The organism is Staphylococcus sp. FSL H8-0121 (genome assembly GCF_038008425.1).
Lineage (GTDB): Bacteria > Bacillota > Bacilli > Staphylococcales > Staphylococcaceae > Staphylococcus > Staphylococcus pasteuri.
This window is the reverse complement of sequence record NZ_JBBOZB010000003.1, coordinates 30,181-52,151: the sequence shown is the minus strand read 5'-3', so window position 1 is coordinate 52,151 and position 21,971 is coordinate 30,181. Positions and strand designations below refer to the sequence as shown.

At 30.1% G+C, this 21,971-nt stretch carries 25 protein-coding genes; 18 read left to right on the top strand and 7 right to left on the bottom strand.

The features are described 5' to 3' along the window. Window positions 1-116 precede the first annotated feature (116 nt). The gene (locus LFT63_RS10520) at window positions 117-734 is read left to right on the top strand and encodes a DUF47 domain-containing protein (protein ID WP_017637226.1); all 618 of its coding nucleotides are present in this window, start codon (window positions 117-119) and stop codon (window positions 732-734) included. Window positions 735-748: 14 nt separating this feature from the next. After that, complete coding sequence (locus tag LFT63_RS10515; protein ID WP_017637227.1) at window positions 749-1,759, top strand: inorganic phosphate transporter; 1,011 nt, start codon at window positions 749-751, stop codon at window positions 1,757-1,759. A gap of 505 nt (window positions 1,760-2,264) precedes the next feature. On the opposite strand, the gene LFT63_RS10510 is transcribed toward LFT63_RS10515, so the two are convergent. Next, window positions 2,265-3,089 (bottom strand): LysM peptidoglycan-binding domain-containing protein, encoded by an 825-nt coding sequence (locus tag LFT63_RS10510; RefSeq protein WP_017637228.1) that lies wholly within the window; start codon window positions 3,087-3,089, stop codon window positions 2,265-2,267. Window positions 3,090-3,466: 377 nt separating this feature from the next. Here LFT63_RS10510 and LFT63_RS10505 point away from each other — a divergent pair, with 377 nt between their 5' ends. The 10 genes from LFT63_RS10505 (at window position 3,467) to LFT63_RS10460 (ending at window position 12,027) form a co-directional block, all read left to right on the top strand. Further along, the gene (locus tag LFT63_RS10505) at window positions 3,467-4,111 is read left to right on the top strand and encodes a Bax inhibitor-1/YccA family protein (protein WP_017637229.1); all 645 of its coding nucleotides are present in this window, start codon (window positions 3,467-3,469) and stop codon (window positions 4,109-4,111) included. A gap of 281 nt (window positions 4,112-4,392) precedes the next feature. Further along, window positions 4,393-5,364 (top strand): helix-turn-helix domain-containing protein, encoded by a 972-nt coding sequence (locus LFT63_RS10500; RefSeq protein ID WP_340769086.1) that lies wholly within the window; start codon window positions 4,393-4,395, stop codon window positions 5,362-5,364. A gap of 79 nt (window positions 5,365-5,443) precedes the next feature. Beyond that, window positions 5,444-6,577 (top strand): hypothetical protein, encoded by a 1,134-nt coding sequence (locus tag LFT63_RS10495; RefSeq protein ID WP_340769083.1) that lies wholly within the window; start codon window positions 5,444-5,446, stop codon window positions 6,575-6,577. A gap of 112 nt (window positions 6,578-6,689) precedes the next feature. Then, window positions 6,690-7,049 carry a transcriptional regulator, SarA/Rot family gene (locus tag LFT63_RS10490; protein ID WP_046466428.1) on the top strand — a complete coding sequence of 120 codons (360 nt, stop codon included), beginning with the start codon at window positions 6,690-6,692 and terminating at the stop codon, window positions 7,047-7,049. Between the two features lie 190 nt (window positions 7,050-7,239). Next, the gene (locus LFT63_RS10485; RefSeq protein WP_340769081.1) at window positions 7,240-7,956 is read left to right on the top strand and encodes a YebC/PmpR family DNA-binding transcriptional regulator; all 717 of its coding nucleotides are present in this window, start codon (window positions 7,240-7,242) and stop codon (window positions 7,954-7,956) included. After that, the gene (locus LFT63_RS10480) at window positions 7,956-8,435 is read left to right on the top strand and encodes a cupin domain-containing protein (RefSeq protein ID WP_017638416.1); all 480 of its coding nucleotides are present in this window, start codon (window positions 7,956-7,958) and stop codon (window positions 8,433-8,435) included. Before LFT63_RS10485 ends, LFT63_RS10480 begins: the two co-directional genes overlap by 1 nt. 302 nt (window positions 8,436-8,737) lie before the next feature. Next, window positions 8,738-9,343 (top strand): DUF402 domain-containing protein, encoded by a 606-nt coding sequence (locus LFT63_RS10475; protein ID WP_326002625.1) that lies wholly within the window; start codon window positions 8,738-8,740, stop codon window positions 9,341-9,343. 84 nt (window positions 9,344-9,427) lie between these two features. Then, the gene (locus tag LFT63_RS10470; protein ID WP_017638414.1) at window positions 9,428-10,282 is read left to right on the top strand and encodes a LysR family transcriptional regulator; all 855 of its coding nucleotides are present in this window, start codon (window positions 9,428-9,430) and stop codon (window positions 10,280-10,282) included. Window positions 10,283-10,323: 41 nt separating this feature from the next. Next, window positions 10,324-11,532 carry a sugar efflux transporter gene (locus LFT63_RS10465; protein ID WP_108000053.1) on the top strand — a complete coding sequence of 403 codons (1,209 nt, stop codon included), beginning with the start codon at window positions 10,324-10,326 and terminating at the stop codon, window positions 11,530-11,532. A gap of 6 nt (window positions 11,533-11,538) precedes the next feature. Next, window positions 11,539-12,027: a DUF456 domain-containing protein gene (locus tag LFT63_RS10460; protein WP_154827522.1), complete on the top strand. Its 489-nt coding sequence runs from the start codon at window positions 11,539-11,541 to the stop codon at window positions 12,025-12,027. Window positions 12,028-12,136: 109 nt separating this feature from the next. Here the strand turns inward: LFT63_RS10460 and LFT63_RS10455 are convergent, their stop codons facing one another. Continuing rightward, complete coding sequence (locus LFT63_RS10455; RefSeq protein WP_017638411.1) at window positions 12,137-12,826, bottom strand: DUF1129 family protein; 690 nt, start codon at window positions 12,824-12,826, stop codon at window positions 12,137-12,139. Between the two features lie 128 nt (window positions 12,827-12,954). On the opposite strand from LFT63_RS10455, the gene LFT63_RS10450 reads away from it, so the two are divergent. The 4 genes from LFT63_RS10450 (at window position 12,955) to LFT63_RS10435 (ending at window position 14,968) form a co-directional block, all read left to right on the top strand. Then, window positions 12,955-13,398, top strand: a complete 444-nt coding sequence (locus LFT63_RS10450) for a GNAT family N-acetyltransferase (RefSeq protein ID WP_340769078.1) — start codon at window positions 12,955-12,957, stop codon at window positions 13,396-13,398. A 69-nt stretch (window positions 13,399-13,467) separates the two neighbouring features. After that, window positions 13,468-13,758, top strand: coding sequence for an SA0632 family lipoprotein (locus LFT63_RS10445; RefSeq protein WP_017638409.1), 291 nt, complete (start codon window positions 13,468-13,470; stop codon window positions 13,756-13,758). A gap of 251 nt (window positions 13,759-14,009) precedes the next feature. Beyond that, window positions 14,010-14,306, top strand: a complete 297-nt coding sequence (locus tag LFT63_RS10440) for a hypothetical protein (protein WP_017638408.1) — start codon at window positions 14,010-14,012, stop codon at window positions 14,304-14,306. A 116-nt stretch (window positions 14,307-14,422) separates the two neighbouring features. Next, on the top strand, window positions 14,423-14,968 hold the full coding sequence (locus tag LFT63_RS10435) for a GNAT family N-acetyltransferase (protein WP_017638407.1): 546 nt from the start codon (window positions 14,423-14,425) through the stop codon (window positions 14,966-14,968). Window positions 14,969-15,040: 72 nt separating this feature from the next. On the opposite strand, the gene LFT63_RS10430 is transcribed toward LFT63_RS10435, so the two are convergent. From LFT63_RS10430 to LFT63_RS10415, 4 genes are all read right to left on the bottom strand, one after another. Then, a complete protein-coding gene (locus LFT63_RS10430) occupies window positions 15,041-15,607 on the bottom strand; it encodes an LOG family protein (protein WP_017638406.1) in 567 nt (188 codons plus the stop codon). Window positions 15,608-15,619: 12 nt separating this feature from the next. Then, window positions 15,620-16,066: a YaiI/YqxD family protein gene (locus tag LFT63_RS10425; protein WP_046466432.1), complete on the bottom strand. Its 447-nt coding sequence runs from the start codon at window positions 16,064-16,066 to the stop codon at window positions 15,620-15,622. A 6-nt stretch (window positions 16,067-16,072) separates the two neighbouring features. Continuing rightward, a complete protein-coding gene (locus LFT63_RS10420) occupies window positions 16,073-16,756 on the bottom strand; it encodes a hypothetical protein (protein WP_017638404.1) in 684 nt (227 codons plus the stop codon). Window positions 16,757-16,979: 223 nt separating this feature from the next. Continuing rightward, window positions 16,980-17,852, bottom strand: coding sequence for an undecaprenyl-diphosphate phosphatase (locus LFT63_RS10415; protein ID WP_017638403.1), 873 nt, complete (start codon window positions 17,850-17,852; stop codon window positions 16,980-16,982). Window positions 17,853-18,070: 218 nt separating this feature from the next. On the opposite strand from LFT63_RS10415, the gene LFT63_RS10410 reads away from it, so the two are divergent. Continuing rightward, window positions 18,071-19,708 (top strand): ABC transporter ATP-binding protein/permease, encoded by a 1,638-nt coding sequence (locus LFT63_RS10410; protein ID WP_340769072.1) that lies wholly within the window; start codon window positions 18,071-18,073, stop codon window positions 19,706-19,708. Beyond that, complete coding sequence (gene cydC, locus LFT63_RS10405; RefSeq protein WP_340769071.1) at window positions 19,705-21,384, top strand: thiol reductant ABC exporter subunit CydC; 1,680 nt, start codon at window positions 19,705-19,707, stop codon at window positions 21,382-21,384. Before LFT63_RS10410 ends, cydC begins: the two co-directional genes overlap by 4 nt. Window positions 21,385-21,517: 133 nt before the next feature. On the opposite strand, the gene LFT63_RS10400 is transcribed toward cydC, so the two are convergent. After that, the gene (locus LFT63_RS10400; RefSeq protein ID WP_029056442.1) at window positions 21,518-21,961 is read right to left on the bottom strand and encodes a MarR family winged helix-turn-helix transcriptional regulator; all 444 of its coding nucleotides are present in this window, start codon (window positions 21,959-21,961) and stop codon (window positions 21,518-21,520) included. Window positions 21,962-21,971: the final 10 nt, after the last annotated feature.

The following is a 21,971-nucleotide window of genomic DNA, read 5'->3' as shown; positions in this document are numbered from 1 at the left end:
CATAATGAAAAAGTGAATCTCCTTTTTTCTGAAAATTGTAAATGTGTTCCACATATCTTATGGAGTAAAAATTTATGAATGTGATTGGTAACAATCGCTCAAATGGAGGATTTTGAATGTTTAGTAAGAAAAAAGATAAGTTCATGGTTCAGTTAGAAGAAATGGTTTTCAATCTTGACCGTGCTGCAATCGAGTTTGGAAAAATGGATTTCAACACACACTTAGATTTAAAAGCATATTCTGACAATATCAAAACTTACGAATCTCATGGTGACGAATTAATGCATCAAGTGATTACTGATTTAAACCAGACTTTTATCACGCCAATTGAACGTGAAGATATTTTATCTTTATGTAACGCAATTGATGATGTATTAGATGCTATGGAAGAAACTTCAGGAATGTTTGAAATGTATTCAATTGAATATACAGATGAATTCATGGCTGAATTTGTTGATAATATTCAAAAAGCAGTAGCAGAAATGAAACTTGCTGTAGGTTTATTAGTAGATAAAAAATTATCTCACATGCGTATTCACTCAATTAATATTAAAGAGTTTGAAACGAACTGTGACGGTATCTTAAGACAGTCTATAAAACATATCTTCAATAGTGAGACAGATCCAATCACATTAATTAAAATAAAAGATATTTATCAAAGCATGGAAGAAATTGCAGATAAATGCCAAACAGTCGCGAATAATTTTGAAACTATAATCATGAAAAATAGCTAAGGGAGTCCTCACTTATGGAATATATTTTAATCGTCACGATAGCTATAGTTATATTTTCATTAATATTTGACTTTATCAATGGTTTCCATGATACAGCCAATGCTGTAGCTACTGCCGTATCTACCAGAGCATTAACTCCAAGAACAGCCATTTTATTAGCGGCAGTCATGAACTTTATTGGTGCGTTAACATTTACTGGGGTTGCTGGTACAATCACTAAAGATATCGTTGACCCATTTAAATTACAACATGGGTTAGTCGTTGTTTTAGCAGCTATTATCGCAGCAATTGCATGGAACTTAATTACTTGGTTATATGGTATTCCAAGTTCATCATCACACGCATTAATCGGTTCAATTGCAGGTGCAGCGATTGCATCTGAAGGATCATTTGGAGTATTACATTATCAAGGATTTACTAAAATTATTATTGTATTAATTGTGTCTCCAGTTATTGCATTTTGTGTTGGTTTTATTATGTACTCAATTGTTAAAGTAGTATTTAAAAACGCTAACTTAACACGTACTAATCGTAACTTTAGATTTCTTCAAATATTTACAGCAGCGTTACAATCATTTTCACATGGTACAAATGACGCTCAGAAATCAATGGGTATTATTACGTTAGCTTTAATCGTTGCTAATATCCAAAATGGTTCTAATGTTGAACCAGCATTATGGGTTAAAATGGCATGTGCTACAGCAATGGGTCTTGGTACTGCAATAGGTGGTTGGAAAATCATCAAAACTGTTGGTGGTAACATTATGAAAATTAGACCAGCTAATGGTGCAGCAGCTGACTTATCATCTGCCTTAACTATTTTCGTAGCATCATCATTACATTTCCCACTTTCAACAACACACGTTGTTTCTTCATCAATCTTAGGTGTTGGTGCTTCAAACCGTGCAAAAGGTGTTAGATGGAGCACAGCGCAACGTATGATAATTACTTGGGTAATAACATTACCAATTTCAGCTATATTAGCTGCGATTGTATACTTTATTATGCATTTCTTCTTAAAATAATATATAACATAGCGATATTAATCAGAAGGTTGGGATAATCATTAAAATATTTCCAACCTTCTTTTTTGTATACTTGAAAACTACCTATTGAATTAAAATAGTTGAATAGATACTTATAATTTTTAAGAGGTTAGGACAAATGGTATTAGATTTAGAGAAGAAATGAATGATGATTAAGAACTAATATTTATACTATGGGGTAGTAGTTCTTACAAAATGATTTATTCAACGTGGATATTTGTGATGTTTCTTAAATATTGTCGAATTGAGAAGTATGCTCAACTTGCGTTGCTTGCAGCATTTCTCTTTAGAATACTCTATGTTAGGTCTCTTCTAAGGAAACTACTGCTTTTGGAAAACGTTAATTTGATTTCCAAAGCATTAGAACTTTATGTATCAACTTCATAATAATTGTATATCTATTAAGATAAGACAAAAAAACTACCAACAAAAATTAAACTTTGTTGGTAGTTTTATAAATATATATCAATATTTAAGTATTTAATTAATGAATAAATGAATAGCTTGATACTTCTGAAGCTGGAATTGTACGGTAATCTGTATTGTATGGTCCATTAGTATAATTCATTTCTGAAATTAAGATACTACCGTCACCATTAACACGTTCAACATACGCAACATGACCATAAACGCCAGGAACACTTTGCATAATAGCGCCTACTTCAGGTGAATGGTCTACTTGATAACCATCATTAGCTGCATTAGTAGCCCAGTTTTTAGCATCTGACCAGTATGTGCTGATAGGTTTACCGGCTTGAGAACGACGATCGAAGACGTACCAAGTACATTGTCCTTCAGTATATAAGTTTTGGTGATTGAAAGAAGGTGATTGTGTGCTTGTATTGCCTGTAGTAGCAGTAGCACCACCAGATCCAGCACCAGCGCCACCTGCACCTGAACCACCATTAGGAATTTTTAACGTTTGGTTTGGTGTAATTAAATAACCATTTAAGTTATTCGCTGACATTAATTCATTTACTGATACGCCATATTTATTAGCAATAATGTTTAATGATTCGCCAGATTTTACTGTATGTGTTGAAGGTGAACCAGATTGTGAAGAAGTGTTTGAATTAGAGCTTTGAGAAGCACTTCCACCTACTGATATGACTTGTCCAGGGAATACCATATTATTATCTAAATTGTTATTTTGTTTTATGCTATCAACAGAAGTATTATATTTCTGAGCAATAGTCCATAATGATTCTCCTGACTGAACTTTATGTTGAGTAGAAGCTTCGGCATCGTGATGAGAAAGTGCTGCTGCTGCGCCTGAAGCGGCTGTTACTGCAAAGGCTAACTTTTTCAAAGTGACTCCTCCTTAAATTTGCTTTAATTATTAGCATAGAAATGAATGATTACTATGTATAATTGCTTTTTCGTTTTTTACTACGCTACCCATACTAACAAAAATATAGGGCTTTGTGTGGTTTGTTATTATCTTGTAATATTATTAACAATTAGAAATTGAATTATTTTTAAACAATAAATGCTGATACGACAGTTTTGAAGACGATTTTTAAATGAAAATTTTAATATAGAAGTTTGATAAATTGTAACAAAGTGTATAATTAGTATAGAATGTTGACTAATTCTATCGATTTAGTTATTGTCGCGTTTTAAAGATAATTTATAAATGTAAAATCAACGCATTAATGTAAACATTACATGAAGGAGCAAAACCATATGTCACAAACTACACAGCACACAAGTAAAACAAAAGATAAACAACGGTCACATGCATATGCAAAAGTATGGCTATTCTTTATGTATTATTGGATTATCTTCGGAATAGGATGTTATTTCGGACAATACTTACCAATGGAATGGAGAAGACCTTTATCTTTAGCCTTAATGGTCTTAGTGTTAATCACTTTAGTATTCCAACGTGCACGTAAGTATGGCATTGTCATTTCTCATATATATGCTGTTATATTAGGTCTTTTATCATATGCCATGTTCACAAGTTATTTACAAAACCTTGGTCCAGACGTATTTTATAAGAATATTATATTAGCAATTGGTGCATTTATTGCCTTTGGTATTGTTGGTTTCTTTCTAATTAATGATGCTTCTAGTATGGGACGTTATTTATTTGTCACATTATTAGCGCTTATTATTGCAAGTATTATCGGAATATTCATTCATAATCCAATTTTTCACACAGTTATTACAGTAGTAAGCTTATTATTATTTCTACTATATACACTTTATGATTTTAATAGAATGAAACGAGGACAATTTTCTCCAAGGGAAATGGGTTTCAATTTGTTTATTAACTTATTAAATATCATTAAAGATATATTAAGATTGGCAAATCGATTTCGATAAAAAAATACCATTTAAGACAAAGATGTTGACGTGATACTCATTGTTTTGATTCAAAATTATTCCTTTTTATTCTTTAATATGAGTTATAAGGAAATAAACGTCACATCTTTTTTTATTAAATATATTTATATTGCTTTATTACTTAATTATTTATAGATATATAAACAAGTATATTTTTTGTCTGCATGTTATAATTGCGTTAAATTGTTTAGATTAAGAATTTAGAATAATAATTAAGTTTAGAAGATGTATTGGTTTTACTAGAAAAGAGAGGGAGAGTTATGCCAAATTCTTACTTGCGTATACTTTCTAATGTCGAATATCCAACGACAAGGTGCCAGGATGGTATTATTTTATTTTGGCCAATAGAAGGTGATATGCATATTCAAAAATTTCGTAAACAAAAGACGATTAATAACGAGATCTATATTATTAACAATGCTGATGTATTTAGTTTAAATACTAATGGCAAAGTGATTATGCTTTATTTAACCAGTGATTGGTTCGCTGAACAAAATTTTTCATTTTTTGATTTTCAATATACAGCCAATTTGATTAAATCTTCTAATAAACTTAAAGACTTAGTTTTACAGTTAGTACTTAGAAATATTAATGAAGACTATCGAGAGGTACTTGACGAATTAACGACTAAAATAGTTCAGATTATAGGTACAGAAGCAAAAGTTGATAAGAGTATAGCAATCGATCAATATAATTATACGTATTATAATGATTTGAAAGAAGAATTAGAATATATAGATAACCATATTGAACAAAGACTGACATTAAAAGATATTTCTACTGAACTTTTCACATCAAAATCAAATATTTCTTCCCAGTTTCATCAATTAATAGGTATGGGCTTCAAAAGATATGTTGATACTCTGAAAATTAACAAATCAATTGAGTTATTACTAACAACTAATAAAACGATTAGTCATATTAGTGACATTTTAGGATTTAGTAGTATGTCAACATTTTCAAAAATGTTCAAAGGGTACTTAGGTTTGACACCTAACGATTATCGAAAACTTTCAAAATATGATAAGAATATTATGTTTAAGATAAATATAGATACTGATGAAGATTCGGAATCTTTAAAACCTTATATTGAAAAATTAGTAGAACAACATAAGATCGAAAAATATGAAGATATACAATTAGATGAAGGAAAGATAAAGAAAGCTACATCGTTTCAAAGCGTGATTCAAATTCAAACGATAGAAGAATTAAAAATATACCTTCCTTTATAACAAGTTAGATAAATTTGAATTTTCAAGAACAGAAGTTATTTTTTATATCGTTCCTACACTTTCAGAAATCTGTAATGAAATGACGTATGAAGATAAACGAAATATTGTAGAAATTATTATCAAAAAAGGGTTGAGAGTCGCTTTTAATATTGATAGTTATAAAGTTATCGATAGTATAGGTGTTTGTTTTAGCGATGCGCTACTCAAACTTAAGAATAGTAAGCAGGACATACCTTATCCATACGAAGTTATTTCAGTCTTTAATTTGGATGATAAAGAAATTCGTGAAATCTATAAAGATATTATTAAGTTTCAGGATTTAAATATTAATCATGTCATCGGTTTAGATATATCATGTTTAATAGATGATCCAGTGATGCTTAAAGCAATAGAATCTCAAATTAAAAGACTAAAATTTGAATATCTATTTATTGATAATGCGAAACTAACTACCTCTTACTTAACAGAGGGAAATGAAAGATTATTATTAAAAAATGAAATTCAAATAAAAAATCTAAAGGCAATAATAAATGAAGTTGATTTTGTGAAAGAGAAGATGTTTTTATTAAATGTAGAAAATCATCAGTTAATTAATGATAAGCATAATGATTTAAGTAATAGTGCTCCTTTAATCATTGAAACAATATCTTCCTTAACAGAATCTTTTACAGGTTTAGGTTTCAATCTATTTCATAATCCCAATCATTTTAATGCATTGCATTTATTTGATGCAAAAGGTTTTAAGACGACATTTGGATTAATATTTAATGAAATATCTATTTTGTTTAATCGAGATTTTGTGGATGCTAGCTACTATAAGAAAGTAGAGTTAGAAGATCGATATGTATTGTATTTATATGATTGGAGAGTCATCGAAAATGAATCTGCTGACGAAGAGTACGGAGATAGCAATGTATATATCAGTTTCAATGAAATGCCAACATATAAAAACCATTTAATTTTCATAGGAAAGATAAATAGTTATAGCGGCAATCTTAATCATTTAATTTCAAAAGATTTAAGAAATAAGTATGAATGGACGAGTCAATTTTTAGATACAGTTGATTACTACTTTAAACCTAAAATTGAAATTATTGAACATGATTTTACCCAATGTTCACTAGAAATTAACTTAGGCTATAATTCATTTTATATGATTACAATTTTCAAGGAAGAATATAAAGTGAAAAAGACATTGCACAACTCAATTTAAATTTATCGGTAATTTTGACAACAGATTAAAAACAAATAGGAAAGACAGATTTTTAGATATTTAGGATAATGTTGTTATATGTTGTCTGTTTATATTTGGGGGTGCAAGTCTTTTGAATAAAGAAAAGTTAGAAAAGTTATTTGAATTTTATAAACAATATAAAGCATTGTCTGAATATATAGATCAAAAATATAAATTGACTCTTAATGATTTAGCAGTACTAGACTTGGCAGAAAAAAATTGTCAAAAAGATCAAATGTTAATGCAAACATTTTTAAAAATTGCTATTTCAGAATTAGAATTGAGTAGAACTAAATTATTAGTATCAATTCGTAAACTGATTGAAAAAGGTAAGTTAAATAAAGTCAGATCGACAGAAGATGAAAGAAAAATATATTTATATATGAACCAAGACAACATGAAAGAATTTAATGCTTTATTCGATGATGTTGAAGAATATTTAAATATTTAGAATTCTACATATAAGTTAGTTCCTAATTGATAGGGGCTAATTTTTTTATGCTTTATTTTACTTTGTACTTTATGAACGGTGAGGTTTATTCTTAATGATATATTGATACAATGTAAGAGGTATATTAACGACTAAAAATCATGTATAATATAGAATGTTAATTATAGAGAATGAAAGCGAGATGACCATAATGGGACGTAAGTGGAATAATATTAAAGAAAAAAAGGCTCAAAAAGATAAAAATACAAGTAGAATATATGCCAAATTCGGTAAAGAAATATATGTGGCAGCTAAATCAGGTGAACCCAATCCTGAATCTAACCAAGCCTTACGTTTAGTATTAGAACGTGCTAAAACATATTCAGTACCTAATCACATTATTGATAAAGCAATAGATAAAGCTAAAGGTGCTGGAGAAGAAAACTATGATCAGTTAAGATATGAAGGTTTTGGTCCTAGTGGTTCAATGATTATTGTAGATGCGCTTACAAATAATGTGAATAGAACTGCTTCAGACGTACGAGCTGCCTTTGGTAAAAATGGCGGTAATATGGGTGTATCTGGATCAGTAGCATATATGTTTGACCATACTGCTACTTTCGGCATTGAAGGTAAATCAGCAGACGAAGTATTGGAAGAATTAATGGAACAAGATGTTGATGTTAGAGATGTCATTGATGATGATGGTTTAACAATTGTTTATGCGGAACCAGATCAATTTGCTCAAGTTCAAGATGCATTACGTCAATCTGGTGTTGAATATTTCAAAGTTGCTGAGTTTGAAATGTTACCTCAAACAGATATTGAATTATCACCAGAAGACCAAGAAACTTTTGAAAAACTTGTAGATGCATTGGAAGACTTGGAAGATGTTCAAAATGTATTCCATAATGTGGATTTAAAATAATGAAAAACGCACAGTATTGGATTGATTCGTTGAATTTAACCCCTCATCCAGAAGGTGGTTATTTCAAAGAAAGTATACGTCAACCATCAACAGAGACAAATAGAGCTGCATTTAGCAGTATATACTTTTTGTTAACACCCAATGATATTTCACATTTCCATCGTATAGATGCAGATGAGGTTTGGTATTATCATGATGGTCAATCATTAACGATTCATATGATTACACCTGATGGTAAATATGAATCTGTGCAGTTAGGACCTAATATAGAAGATGGTGAGGTAATGCAATATACAGTTCCAAAAAGAACAATATTCGCATCTTCACTTGAACATGATGAAGGATTTTGTTTAGTAGGCTGTATGTGTCAGCCGGCATTTGAATATGAGCAATTTGAGTTGTTTGAAAGAAATGAATTAAACCAAATGTATCCTGAACATCAAACTGTAATAGATAAATATGCATTAAAACATAAATAATTAAATAATTGCATTCAGCATACCTATGTGAAATAGATTAGTTCACATAGGTATCTTTTTTTATACTTTTAATTAACAAAATATTGTAAATATGAATAATGTAAAATTGATATTTATGTGTAATCATTATATATATTAGGATTCATATTAAATTAAATCATAGTAATTTAGTCGTTTTAAAGTAAATTTTCTCGATATGTAGTAGAATATAGTTAAATGAATTTACGAAAATATGACCTAATTTAGCATATGATGACATAATAGAACCATTTTTATATAATGAAAACAAGGAGTTGGTGACTGTGAAAGTAAAATATATAGACAAACGTCACTGGCGTCGCCTGATCGAGAGAGAATATACAGAGGTTAAAGTTAATAATAATAGATTTAAAGGTATTATAGGCTTGGTCACGATGAAGAAAGTACGTGAACCTTTAGAGGTGACGGTAGTTGGTCAAAATATAATAGTCGCAGATGATAATTATAAATGGTTACAAATATTACCGGAAAAAAAGAGATATAGTTTAACCGTTATGTTTGATGATAAGGGGAATCCATTAGAATACTATTTTGATATCAATATTAAAAATATTACTCAAAAAGGAAATGCACGTACACTAGATTTATGCTTAGATGTATTAGTATTACCAGATGGTTCATACGAGTTAGTTGATGAAGATGATTTATTGTTTGCATTACAAAATGGGCAAATTAGTCAAAAACAATATCATGAAGCATATATTATTGCACATCAATTAATGATTGAAATAGTTGAAAACTTTGATGATGTTCAAAGTAAAGTTATGAAATGTTATCACAAAATAAATCAAAAATATAAGAAAAATAAACACAATCATCCATTTAAAAATAAAAAGCTACAGCGAGTTAAACAACACGATAAAAAATAAGAATGATTTTCTCAAACAAAATAAATATAACAAACATCATTGATTATAGGATTTTACGGAAACGGTATATTTTAGGGGGACACTATGAAAATTGATGATTATCGTTTATTAATAACATTAGACGAAACAAAAACATTACGTAAAGCAGCAGAAATATTATATATTTCACAGCCAGCTGTCACACAACGGTTAAAAGCAATTGAAAGTTCATTTGGTGTAGACGTTTTTATTAGAACGAAAAAGCAACTCATAACAACAACTGAAGGTGCAATGATTATTGAACATGCACGCGATATGTTAAAGAGAGAGCGTTTATTCTTTGATAAAATGCAGGCGCATATTGGGGAAGTTAACGGAACGATCTCTATTGGTTGTTCTTCTTTAATAGGTCAAACACTATTACCAGAAGTATTAAGCTTATATAATACTCAATTTCCTAATGTTGAAATTCAGGTACAAGTTGGGTCTACTGAACAAATTAAGGCAAATCATAGAGACTATCACGTCATGATTACTAGAGGAAACAAAGTCATGAATTTATCCAACACACACTTATTTAATGACGATCATTATTTTATCTATCCTAAAGATAGACGTGAAGAGGTTGGAAAGTTGCCTTTTATAGAATTTCAAGCTGACCCAATTTATATAAATCAAATTAAACAATGGTATAACGATAATTTAGAACAAGACTATCATGCTACCATTACCGTTGACCAAGTTGCCACTTGTAAAGAAATGCTAATTAGTGGTGTGGGTGTAACTATATTACCTGAAATAATGATGAAAAATATTGATAAAAATATGTTTGGATTTGAAAAAGTGACGATTGATAATGATCCACTTATTCGTTCGACTTATATGAGTTATGATCAAAGCATGTTACAGTTACCACAAGTAGATTCATTTGTTAATTTAATGTTGAACTTTATACGTTAAATAAGATGAGTTGATTCATATAATGAATAGAGGTTAGTCATATGTTTAAAGAATTACTATATATAAAGAATTATAAGTTGTTTGTTTTGAACATGTTGTTATTAGGTATGGGTATCGCTGTAACAGTACCCTACCTTGTTTTGTTTGCGACAAAGGATTTAGGTATGACCACCAAACAGTATGGTGTGTTACTAGCATTAGCAGCTATAAGCCAATTTACAGTTAATTCGATTATTGCAAGATTTTCAGATACTCATAACATAAATAGAAAATATCTTATAATTACAGCATTAATGATGGGAGCAATTAGCTTTTCCATTTATTTCTTTGTAAAAGATATCTTATTATTTATAATCCTTTATGCTTTATTCCAAGGTTTATTCGCTCCGGCAATGCCACAACTTTATGCATCTGCGAGAGAATCTATTAACGTTTCAAGTTCGCGTAAAAATGCTAAATTTGCTAATACAGTATTACGTTCAATGTTCTCACTAGGGTTCTTATTTGGTCCATTTATTGGCGCGCAACTAATTGAATTGAATGGTTACTCAGGTTTATTTGGCGGAACAGTTTCTATTATTTTATTTACATTAATTTTACAAGTGTTCTTCTATAAAAATTTAAACATCAAACAACCTATTACTCAACAACAACACGTTGAGAAGGTAGCGCCTAATATGTTCAAAGATAAGACACTATTGATCCCGTTTTTAGCTTTTATTTTATTACATATTGGACAATGGATGTATACAATGAACATGCCTTTATTCGTAACTGATTATCTTCACGAAAAGGAAGGCTACGTTGGTTATTTAGCAAGTTTATGTGCAGGTTTAGAAGTACCTTTTATGGTCGTTTTAGGCGTATTATCTACAAAACTCCCAACACGTACGTTACTTATTTATGGTGGTATATTCGGCGGGGCTTTCTATTTTAGTATTAGTTTATTTAAAAATTTCTATATGATGTTGATTGGTCAATTATTTTTAGCCTTTTTCTTAGCTATATTATTAGGAATTGGCATAAGCTACTTCCAAGATATTTTACCGGATTTCCCAGGTTATGCTTCAACATTATTTGCCAACGCAATGGTTATTGGGCAGTTATGTGGTAACTTATTAGGTGGTATGATGAGTGGATGGGTTGGCTTGGAAAATGTTTTCTATGTGTCAGCAGGATCATTGTTCTTAGGTATTATATTAATCTTTTTAACGAAAGATCAAAAAATTACTATAACAGATGTGGAGTAGTTATTAATGACGGTATTATTATGGAGTTTAATTACAATTGCATTTATATTAGCTTTTGTCGGTTTAGTTAAACCGGTCATTCCTTCAGTTTTAGTCTTATGGGTAGGTTTTCTTATTTATCAATTTGGATTTCACAACGGAAGGTTATCTTGGATGTTCTATATCGCAATGGTTATTTTTACCATTATGATATTCTTAGCTGATTTTCTAATGAATAAATACTTTGTTGGAAAATATGGTGGATCTAAATTTGGTGAATATGGGGCTATTATTGGCGTGATCATTGGATGCTTTGTAGTTCCGCCATTTGGTATTATCATTGTACCGTTTGTATTAGTACTTATTATCGAGTTAATACAAGGGTATGATTTGAAAAAAGCGATTAAAGTAAGTTTTGGATCGATTATTGCGTTTTTAGCCAGTACAATTGCTCAAGCTATTGTGATGTTTATTATGGTGATATGGTTTATTTTAGATGTTTTTATATTAAATTAGTGAGAATAAATAAGAAGGCAATTTCTATAATTATTAGTAGAAATTGCCTTCTTATTTATTTCAAAGATGTTAAATTCAATTAGAAAATGTGGCCATCAATTCGTGAACATTACATAATCGTATTTGAATTTTTATTAAAATAGTGATGATCAATATAAAATGAAATAGGTGTGATAATGGCGGAAATAATAATAAATGACCAATTACTAACATTGATATAAGGACCAAATGCTAAAAAGGATTGAGGTATAAAAAATACATAAAACAATGCGACAATTAATAGCGCAATTACGGCATAAGTTAATAACCATACCCAATTTGAATTATTAAAGCATTGTAACTGAATCGTTTTAAATATCATCCATATAAATAAGAAAATGATAAATAAGCCAACTATCACTGTAATAGGAAATGTATATAGATAAAGATAGTTACTATCTCCACCAATAAAGAAACCTATAAACCCTTTTAAGAAACAGAAAATACCAATTAGTAATACGAAATGTTGATAAATATATTTAAAGATATTCTTTACTGTTTCATTTGGAAGTTCTTTTAATTGCTTTTTGGCATGCATTTTAGGATTATGGTTAAAGAATTCCATAGCTAACATACCTTTACCTTCTGCACTGATTAAGTGTTTTAATATGCGATTCAACATCACTTCTGAATCATGTGGGTTTACACTTAAATCAGAACGAATATATATCATGTAGTTTTCAAAAATTTCTCTATCCGTATTATTTAAACGTAAAGACTTCACATTATTCTCTTTAGCTAATTGAGCTGTAGACTTCATGAGTGCATAAGCGCTCCTTTAAAAATAATTTTAAGTAAGACTTACCAATACATTAAATTGATAATTTTATTATGCTTAATCATACCATAGAAATACAATGATTATAATATGAAATACAGGAGTAAATGATGAAACAGTTGAATTTGAGTAATCAAAAGTTAATTAACGAGGTAGCAACGATACACGAAAAATTATTAGAATCTCAAGAAGCAAATTATAAAGCAACAAGTACATCGATTGCATTAAGAATTGAAATGATTAATGCTAGATTACGGCATTGCCAAGATATGATATTAATCATTGAAGATAATCAAGAACTACAAGCATTAATATGGGGGCATTTTGAAAAACAAACTAAGGTTGTGACAATTGAATTATTGTTTGTATATCCTAAATATCGGCGTCAAGGTTTTGCACGACAATTAAAGTTAGCACTAGAAGATTGGGCCATGAAAGAAGGAGCCCAAACAATACAAAGTACAATAAATACGAAAAATCAAGCTATGTTAAACTTGAATCACCAAATAGGCTATGAAGATACACATATTAAAATGAAGAAAGATTTAAAGTAGAAAAATGATTAAATTATTATTTCATGATAAAATGAATTATATTTATAACTGTTTTTAAAGGAGTTTAACATGAAAAAGTGGATTGTATTATTTTTATCTGCAACGCTAATGTTATCCGCATGTGGCAAAAGTCAGGAGAAAGCGACATTAGAAAAGAGTGTAGATAAATTAGAAAAAGAAAACAAATCATTAAAATCACAAAAGAAAAAGTTAAATAAACAAAAAGACGATTTAAAAGATAAACAAGATAAATTACAAAAAGAAGTTGATAACTCTGCTTCAAGTCAATCAACTAGTTCTGATAATAGTGATGATAAGGATACTAATAAAAGCGAGAAGAATAAAACATCTTCTAATTAAGAACAACATTAAAGAAGTAACAAATTTTAAATCAGAACAGAACCAGCAATAAATCTAATCAAAAGCATCATCTTCAACAGAATAGAATATGATATGATTAAAATGTCAACTTAATATCGTTTTGAACGTAAAGTTTGATATACGAAAAAAATGGGTATCGTAATGGATAAATATATATAATAAAAATAAACTATAAAGATTAATATGATTATTGTCATCATTTTCAAAAATGTGAAGAGGAGAGAAGAGCCATGCATGAACAGGATTTTAGTATTTTAGAGGGAAAAGCGCTAACGCTACCAGAATTAGGTAGAGAATTAGAAAATATTACAGGTAGACATGTTGTTGATTCTACAGGTGAAATTAAACGTGTAATTGCGCACTTGCCTAATTTTGAATCAGATACAGATACATTTGTTGCAACATATCACTTAGATCATCAGAATGATTTTATTGATGCTACATTTACAGCACCAAAAAATCAACGTGATCATTTAAAAGAAATTCCAGTTAATATTGAACTTATCAGTTATATAACTAAAAGCTAAATCAAAATTTTAATAAACGAATTATAGCGCGATGTGAATCTTACTGTTTCATAGCGCGTTAATTTTATTATAAAATGTATATAATGATGTATTTACGTAGTAATGGAGTGTAAAAAATGGTTGTTTATATTGAAACTGAGCGCTTGAAATTACGAGATTGGGAAGAAAAAGACTTATTACCTTTTCAAAAAATGAATGCTAACCCACAAGTCAGAAGATACTTCCCAAGTTTATTGAGTTATCGTCGTTCTGAATTAGATATGAAAAAAATGGACCAAATTATTAAAGATTATGGTATTGGTCTATTCTCAGTAGAGCTGAAAGAAACGAATGAATGGCTTGGCTTTATAGGATTAAATTATATTCCTAAAGATAGTGAGTATCCATTTAAAGAATTACCACTTTATGAAATAGGGTGGCGTTTGATTCCTGAAGTTTGGGGAAATGGTATTGCCACTGAAGGTGCAGAAGCGGTACTTAAATTTGCTAAAGAAAAAGACATTTCTAAAGTCTATAGTTTTACTGCTGAAACAAACCTACCTTCAAGAAAAGTCATGGAAAAAATAGGAATGTCATTTTATGATCATTTTGAATTCCCTAACTTGAGTAAGTATCATCCTTTGAAAAGACATGTGAGATATGTGATTGATTTAGATAAATAATTGAAATAACCCCACTCGAAATTATTTTTTGAATAAATTCTAGTGGGGTATTTTGGTTTTAACAGAAATTATTTAATCATAAGTACGAACGCCTAAAGGTTTATAATTGAGTAAACCTTCAAGTAACGCTTCTTTAGTATCGAAGAGTGGAGCGAGTTGACGATATTTTTCATCAATAAATCCTTCTTTAATCATATGATCGATTAACCCTTGTAATGGTTCAAAGAAACCATTGATATTGTATACGCCAATTGGTTTTTGATGAATACCAATTTGAGCCCAACTATACATTTCAAAGAATTCTTCTAGTGAGCCGGCACCACCCGGAGCCATAACAAAAGCATCAGCAAGCTCAGTCATTTTATTTTTTCTTTCATGCATTGAATCTACTAAAATAAGTTCACTTACTTTTTGGCTTGTAATTTCTTTTTCATCAAGCATTTTTGGCATTACACCAATCGCTTTACCACCATGGTCTAAAACGCCATCTTGAATAGCGCCCATAATACCCACAGATCCAGCTCCGAAAACTAATTCGTAACCTTTTTCAGCCATATATTTACCTAGTTCATATGCTTCTTTAACGTATGTGTCATCTTTTCCTTTGCTTGCGCCACAATAAACTGCAATTTTCTTCATTATGTACCTCCATTAAAGTTGATGTAAAAGCTTATTAAATTGTTGTTCAAAGTGTTGTTTATCCTGTTTCGTAAATGGGGGAGGTCCTTTATGTCTGCCTCCTTGCTTACGAATTTGAGCATTAATATAACGTTGGTCTAGCAATTGTTGAATATTATCATTATTAAATATAAATCCTTTATGGTGCATGACATACTTTACTTTGTTGAGTAATAGACTAGCTAGACCATAATCTTGTGTAATAACGATATCTTCTGAAGATGATAATTGGACAATTTTATAGTCTACCGATTCAGGACCATCATCCACATAGACAGTATTTACATGTTTAGGTTCAATTTGATTTGAGAAGTGACTAAAACTACGTATAATTGTAACAAAAATGCCTGTCCCTTGTGTTAAATCAATCACTGAATTAACAACTGGACAAGCATCTCCGTCAATAATAATGCGTGTCATGAAAGATTAAGCCTCATTATTATTTTCTTTATTTTGTTTAACTACACTTTTAGCTGTGTAATCTTTATATTTTTTAAATTCTTTTTTTCTAGATTTGTCGGCTTCTTCACGTAGTTTATCTTCTTCTTTATGGCGTTTTTCGATTTGTTTTTGAAGCTTTTTCTCCATCTTTTTAGCTTCTTTACGATTTTCTTTTTCTAACTTTTCGCCTTTTTTCTCAGTTTTTTCATCAAGCTTACCTGGTGTTAATCCTACTTTTTCTTCGTATTTTTGAGTTTTCTTCATATCTTTAATACGTTGTTTTTCGTTTTCTTCACGTTGTTTATCTTCTTCTTTGTGACGTTTTTCAATATTTTTTTGAAGCTTTTTATCCATTTTGTCTGCTTCTTTGCGATTTTGCTTCGCTAATTTTTCGCCTTTTTTCTCAATATAAGCTGGGTCATTTTCTTTAGCGATTTTTTTCAATTCACGTTTATTATCAAATTCTTGTTTCTTGTCACCAACGTATGTCTTAACGTCAGAAGTCTTGTTAGAAATAGCAGATGTTGTTTTAGATGCTGCTCTAGATGTAGCATCAGTCGCTTTTTTAACATCAGGATGATCTTTTATTTTTTTACGTTCTACGACTAACGGAACGATGATGATAGGTAAAACATTAATTGCTGTTTTTATGAGTTTCTTTTTGTCCATACTCGTTGCCTCCATTAATTTTTACTATTTTTATCCATACCCTATGATACATGAAAATAAACTACTGTTGGTAACAATAATGTACGAAATTTGGTTTGAAAGATAATTTTGTTAAAGGGCGTGATTTAAAATTAACATTGTATTATTTATTAATGTTAAGTAAGAAAAAACCGTTGAGAAAAGTAACTTGTTCTCAACGGTAATTAGTCTTAAAAATGTTTAATTAGATACCTTTACCTATACCAAAACCGAAATAAAGGATAGCTATGACAACTACTAATATAATTCGATAAATTGCAAACGGTACTAATTTGATTTTATTAATAAGATGTAAGAATGTTTTAATTGCTATTAAACCTACAATAAATGCAGCTAAGAAACCTAATAAATAAAATGGAATATGCGCTAAATGAATATATTCATAATGTTTTAATAACGATAATCCGCTTGCTGCAAGCATGATTGGTACTGACATGATAAATGTGAAGTCAGATGCCGCTTTATGGTTCATTTTCATTAAGACACCAGTTGAAATCGTTGAACCAGAACGACTGAACCCTGGCCACATAGCAATGGCTTGAGAAATACCAATAACGAATGCTTGGAAATAATTAATTTGATCTACAGTTTGTGGATGAGTTACTTTTTCAGAATACTTATCAGCGATAATCATGTAGATTGCACCTAGGAAAAGACCAATCATAACTGTTGGTACACTAAATAAATATTTTTCAATGACATCATCAAATAAGAAACCTAAAATACCGGCTGGAATCATACCTACTAAAACATGCATCAAATTCAATCTTTTTGGTTTTGAACGACGTCCAGTAGTCGCTTGTTGCTCAGGTTGATGTTTCCCAATATGTAATATTTCAAAGAAACGTTCTCTGAACACCCATGCTGCCGCAAATACAGAACCTAATTGAATAACAACTTTAAAGGTGAAAGCTGATTGCTCACCTAAAAATTTAGTGGACTTTAACCACATATCATCAACAAGAATCATATGTCCTGTAGAGGAAACAGGAGCAAATTCAGTTAGACCTTCTACGATACCTAAAATAAGCCCCTTGATTAATTCAAGTAATAACATAATGTACCTACTTTCATATATTAAATGTTTTTTTGACTATTTCAAATTCACCATATAATAATAGCATACTCATTTCAAAGCACGCTACAAATAGTAATAACACTAGACCAAAGTATGAGAAAGATTTGTCGTCATATAATTATCAAAAGCACTATCGTTGTACATTAATCTTTCAATCTTTAATATAGAGATTATAATAAAAATCAGGTGAATATCTAGTGAAAAAATTAATGCAATTAGTATTTAAGTATAAAATTTATCCTGCATTAATGCTAATAGTATGTATATTGTTAGCATTATTAGTAGTTTTACAGAATATAGCAATAGCAGACTTTTTAAATATAATGTTATTTAAAGTAAAACAATCGCCAATGATTATACTCAGTTTTATTTTTGTAGTATTGATGATACGTGCAACTTTGAATTTTTGTAATCAATTATTAGGTAACCGTTTATCTATTAAAGTTAAACATGACTTGCGTCAACGAGCGATTCGCCACCAATCAACACAATCAGTTGGTGAGGAAATGACACTTTTAACAGAAACAATAAATGGTATTGCGCCATTTTATCAAAGTTACTTGCCGCAAGTATTTAAGTCAATGATGATTCCTTTAGCTATTATGATTGCGATGTGCTTTGTTCATTTAAACACAGCATTGATAATGATCATAACTGCACCGTTCATTCCATTATTTTATATTATATTTGGGTTGAAAACTCGGGATGAATCTAAGGATCAAATGACTTATTTAAATCAATTTGGACAACGATTTCTCAATATGACACATGGGTTAATCACTTTGAAATTATTTAACCGAACAAAACAAACGGAAAATAAAATCTATGAAGATAGTACACATTTTAGAGATTTAACAATGAAAATTTTGAGAAGTGCATTTTTATCAAGTTTAATGTTAGAGTTTATCAGCTTATTAGGAATTGGACTTGTAGCATTAGAAGCAGCACTGAGTCTCGTTGTTTTTCATACGATTGATTTTAAAACAGCAGCAATCGCTATTATTTTAGCTCCAGAATTTTATAATGCCATTAAGGATTTAGGACAAGCGTTTCATACGGGCAAACAAAGTGAAGGTGCAAGTGATGTTGTATTTGAATATTTAGAGAGTACATCAGAAAATAGTGTACCTATAAATTATTATCATACAAACCAATCCCCACTTATAAGCTTAAGCAACGTCATGTTTAAATATAGTAATGAAAAGGGGAATGACTTCTCAATTAAACATGTCACTCTCGATATTAATGAACATGAACACATCGCATTAGTTGGACCAAGTGGGGCAGGTAAAACTACCTTTGCTAAATTAATCAGTCAATCTCTTAAACCTACAGAAGGTCATGTCTCATATAAATATGATCAAATGCAAATAGGTATTTTAAGTCAACGTCCATACATTTTTACTGCCACAATTAAAGATAATATTTCAATGTTTAATGACGTTAGTGATGACATTATTTTAGAAGCATTAGAGCAAGTGCAATTAAAAGAAAAGGTACAATCTTTAAAAAATGGAATCCATACGCTAATTGGTGATGGTGGAGAAATGTTATCTGGTGGGCAGATGAGAAGAATTGAATTGTGTCGTTTACTTGTAATGGAACCAGACTTAGTCATACTTGATGAACCAGCAACTGGTTTAGATATAGAAACGGAACAAGTGATTCAAAGCGTGATGCATCATCAATTTAAAGCAACGACGCAACTTATAATTGCTCATAGAGACTCCACAATTAGACAAGCAACACGACGTTTATATATACATGATGGTGAGATTATTAAAGATGATAAAAATATTTCAGTTAATGTTAAAGAAAATGGTGATGAATCATGAAGTCACGAATTCAATTTAAAATTGATAAAGATTTAGTAATAGCAATAGCTATAGGTGTCGTGGGGAGTTTAGTTGCTTTAGCGATGTTCTTTCTAAGTGGATATATGGTTACTGAAAGTGCGTTAGGAGCTCCATTATATGCTTTAATGGTGTTAGTTGTTTCGGTTAAACTATTTGGTTTTTTAAGAGCGATATCTCGATACTATGAAAGATTATATTCTCACCGTACGACCTTTACTATGTTAAGAAATGTAAGAACACAATTCTTTAAAGGACTAGTTAGAGTAGTACCAAATGTTTATCGAAAATATAATTCTAGCGATTTAATTTCACGTATGGTAAGTAGAGTAGAAGCATTACAAAACATATACTTAAGAGTTTATTATCCGCCTATTGTCATAGGAATAACTGCATTGATAACGATAGCAGTATATTTATTCATCTCCCCAGCACATGCAATATTAATTGCAGCGAGTATGATATTGACATTATGGCTTGTTCCATTTTTAAGTGCTAAAAGGGCACGTAAATTGAAGACAGTAGTATCACACCAACAAAGACAATTTTTAACAAGATTTTTTGATTATCGTGAAGGATTTCAAGAATTACAACGCTTTAATAAGGACGAAGATTATAAGAATGATGTATTACAACATTTACAACAATATGATGCATTGCAAAGTAAAGAACAGGGATTTTTAACTGTTTATGATTATTTACTAAATATCATTGCTATGGTATCAATTTTTGCTACATTAGTTTTGGGCGCTATTCAAGTCCATACACACTCTTTAGATGTTGTATATTTAACCAGTATTGTATTAATGATATTAACTTTGTTTGAACAAGCTGTACCAATGAGTAATGTAGCTTTTTATAAAGCAGATACAGATCAATCGTTATCAGAAATTAATGAAGTTATTCAAAACGATGATATATCCAAAGAACATCTATATAAAGATTTAGACAAAACTAATGAACATGATTTATATGAAGTAAAAGATGTAATATTTAAATATGACAATCAAGAACTATCAGTATTGAATCATGTTTCATTTCATATTAAAGAAGGTGAACGTGTCGCTATTATCGGTCCATCTGGTAGCGGTAAGAGTACGCTATTACATGTTTTGTTAGGATTATATCAAGTAAGCAGCGGACAGGTAATGTTAAATCAAACAGATGTATTTCAAATTAAAGAGGAAGAAAAATATCATCAAATCAATGCATTACTACAATCACAACAATTATTCGACGGAACCATCAAAGATAATTTACTGACAGATTGTGATGAAGATGATATGCGGCATACGTTAAAAGCGTTAAATTTGAGCCATTTAGCTTTAAATCAGGAAATAACAATGGATGGAGATACTTTATCAGGCGGAGAAATTCAACGATTAAGCATGGCACGTTTATTATTAAGAAATCAAACTAATATTTGGATTTTAGATGAGCCAACTACTGGTCTAGATACTGATCATACGGATCAATTGATGACATTAATTGATAAACAAGCTAAAACATTAATTGTTGCTACGCATGATTTACGTTTATTACCATATTTTGATAAAATTTTAATTATGATAGACGGTGAAATCAAAGAAGCAGGTAGTTATCATTCACTTATCCAAAATAAAGGATATTTATATAAAATAACTCAATTGAACCAATGAGTAAAAATGTGATTGATAGTTTCTAGAAAAATAAAAATGCTCTAAAGCACTGAGATGTACTTTAGAGCATTTTTATACTTTGAAAGTGTTTGATTCTAACCTTTAACTTTAAATTACCATGACAAAAGCTTAATTAATTATCTTTAGCTTCATTAAATGCATCAATGACTTTACCTAAAAGACGGTTAAGTTCATCCACTTCATCAAGTGATAATGATGAAGCAGTTGCAACTTTTTCAGAAGCATTGCTAAGTTCGGGTCTAATTTTTTCGCTTTTATCAGTCAAGTGAATAAATACTTCACGTTGATCGACTTCGGAACGTTCACGTTTGATTAAATCAACTTGTTCCATTCGTTTTAATAGTGGGGATACTGTACCAGTATCAAGTGCTAGTTCAGTCACAACCTTTTTAACATTTACGGGAGATTCATCCCATAAAATTGTTAATACAAGGAATTGTGGGTAAGTTAAATTGTACTTTTTAAAGACTTTGTTTGAATAGTAGCGATTTACTTGTCTTTGTGCATTGTACAAACTAAAGCATAGTTGCTCTTTTAAATTATGTTGATCAGACATTAAAGTTCTC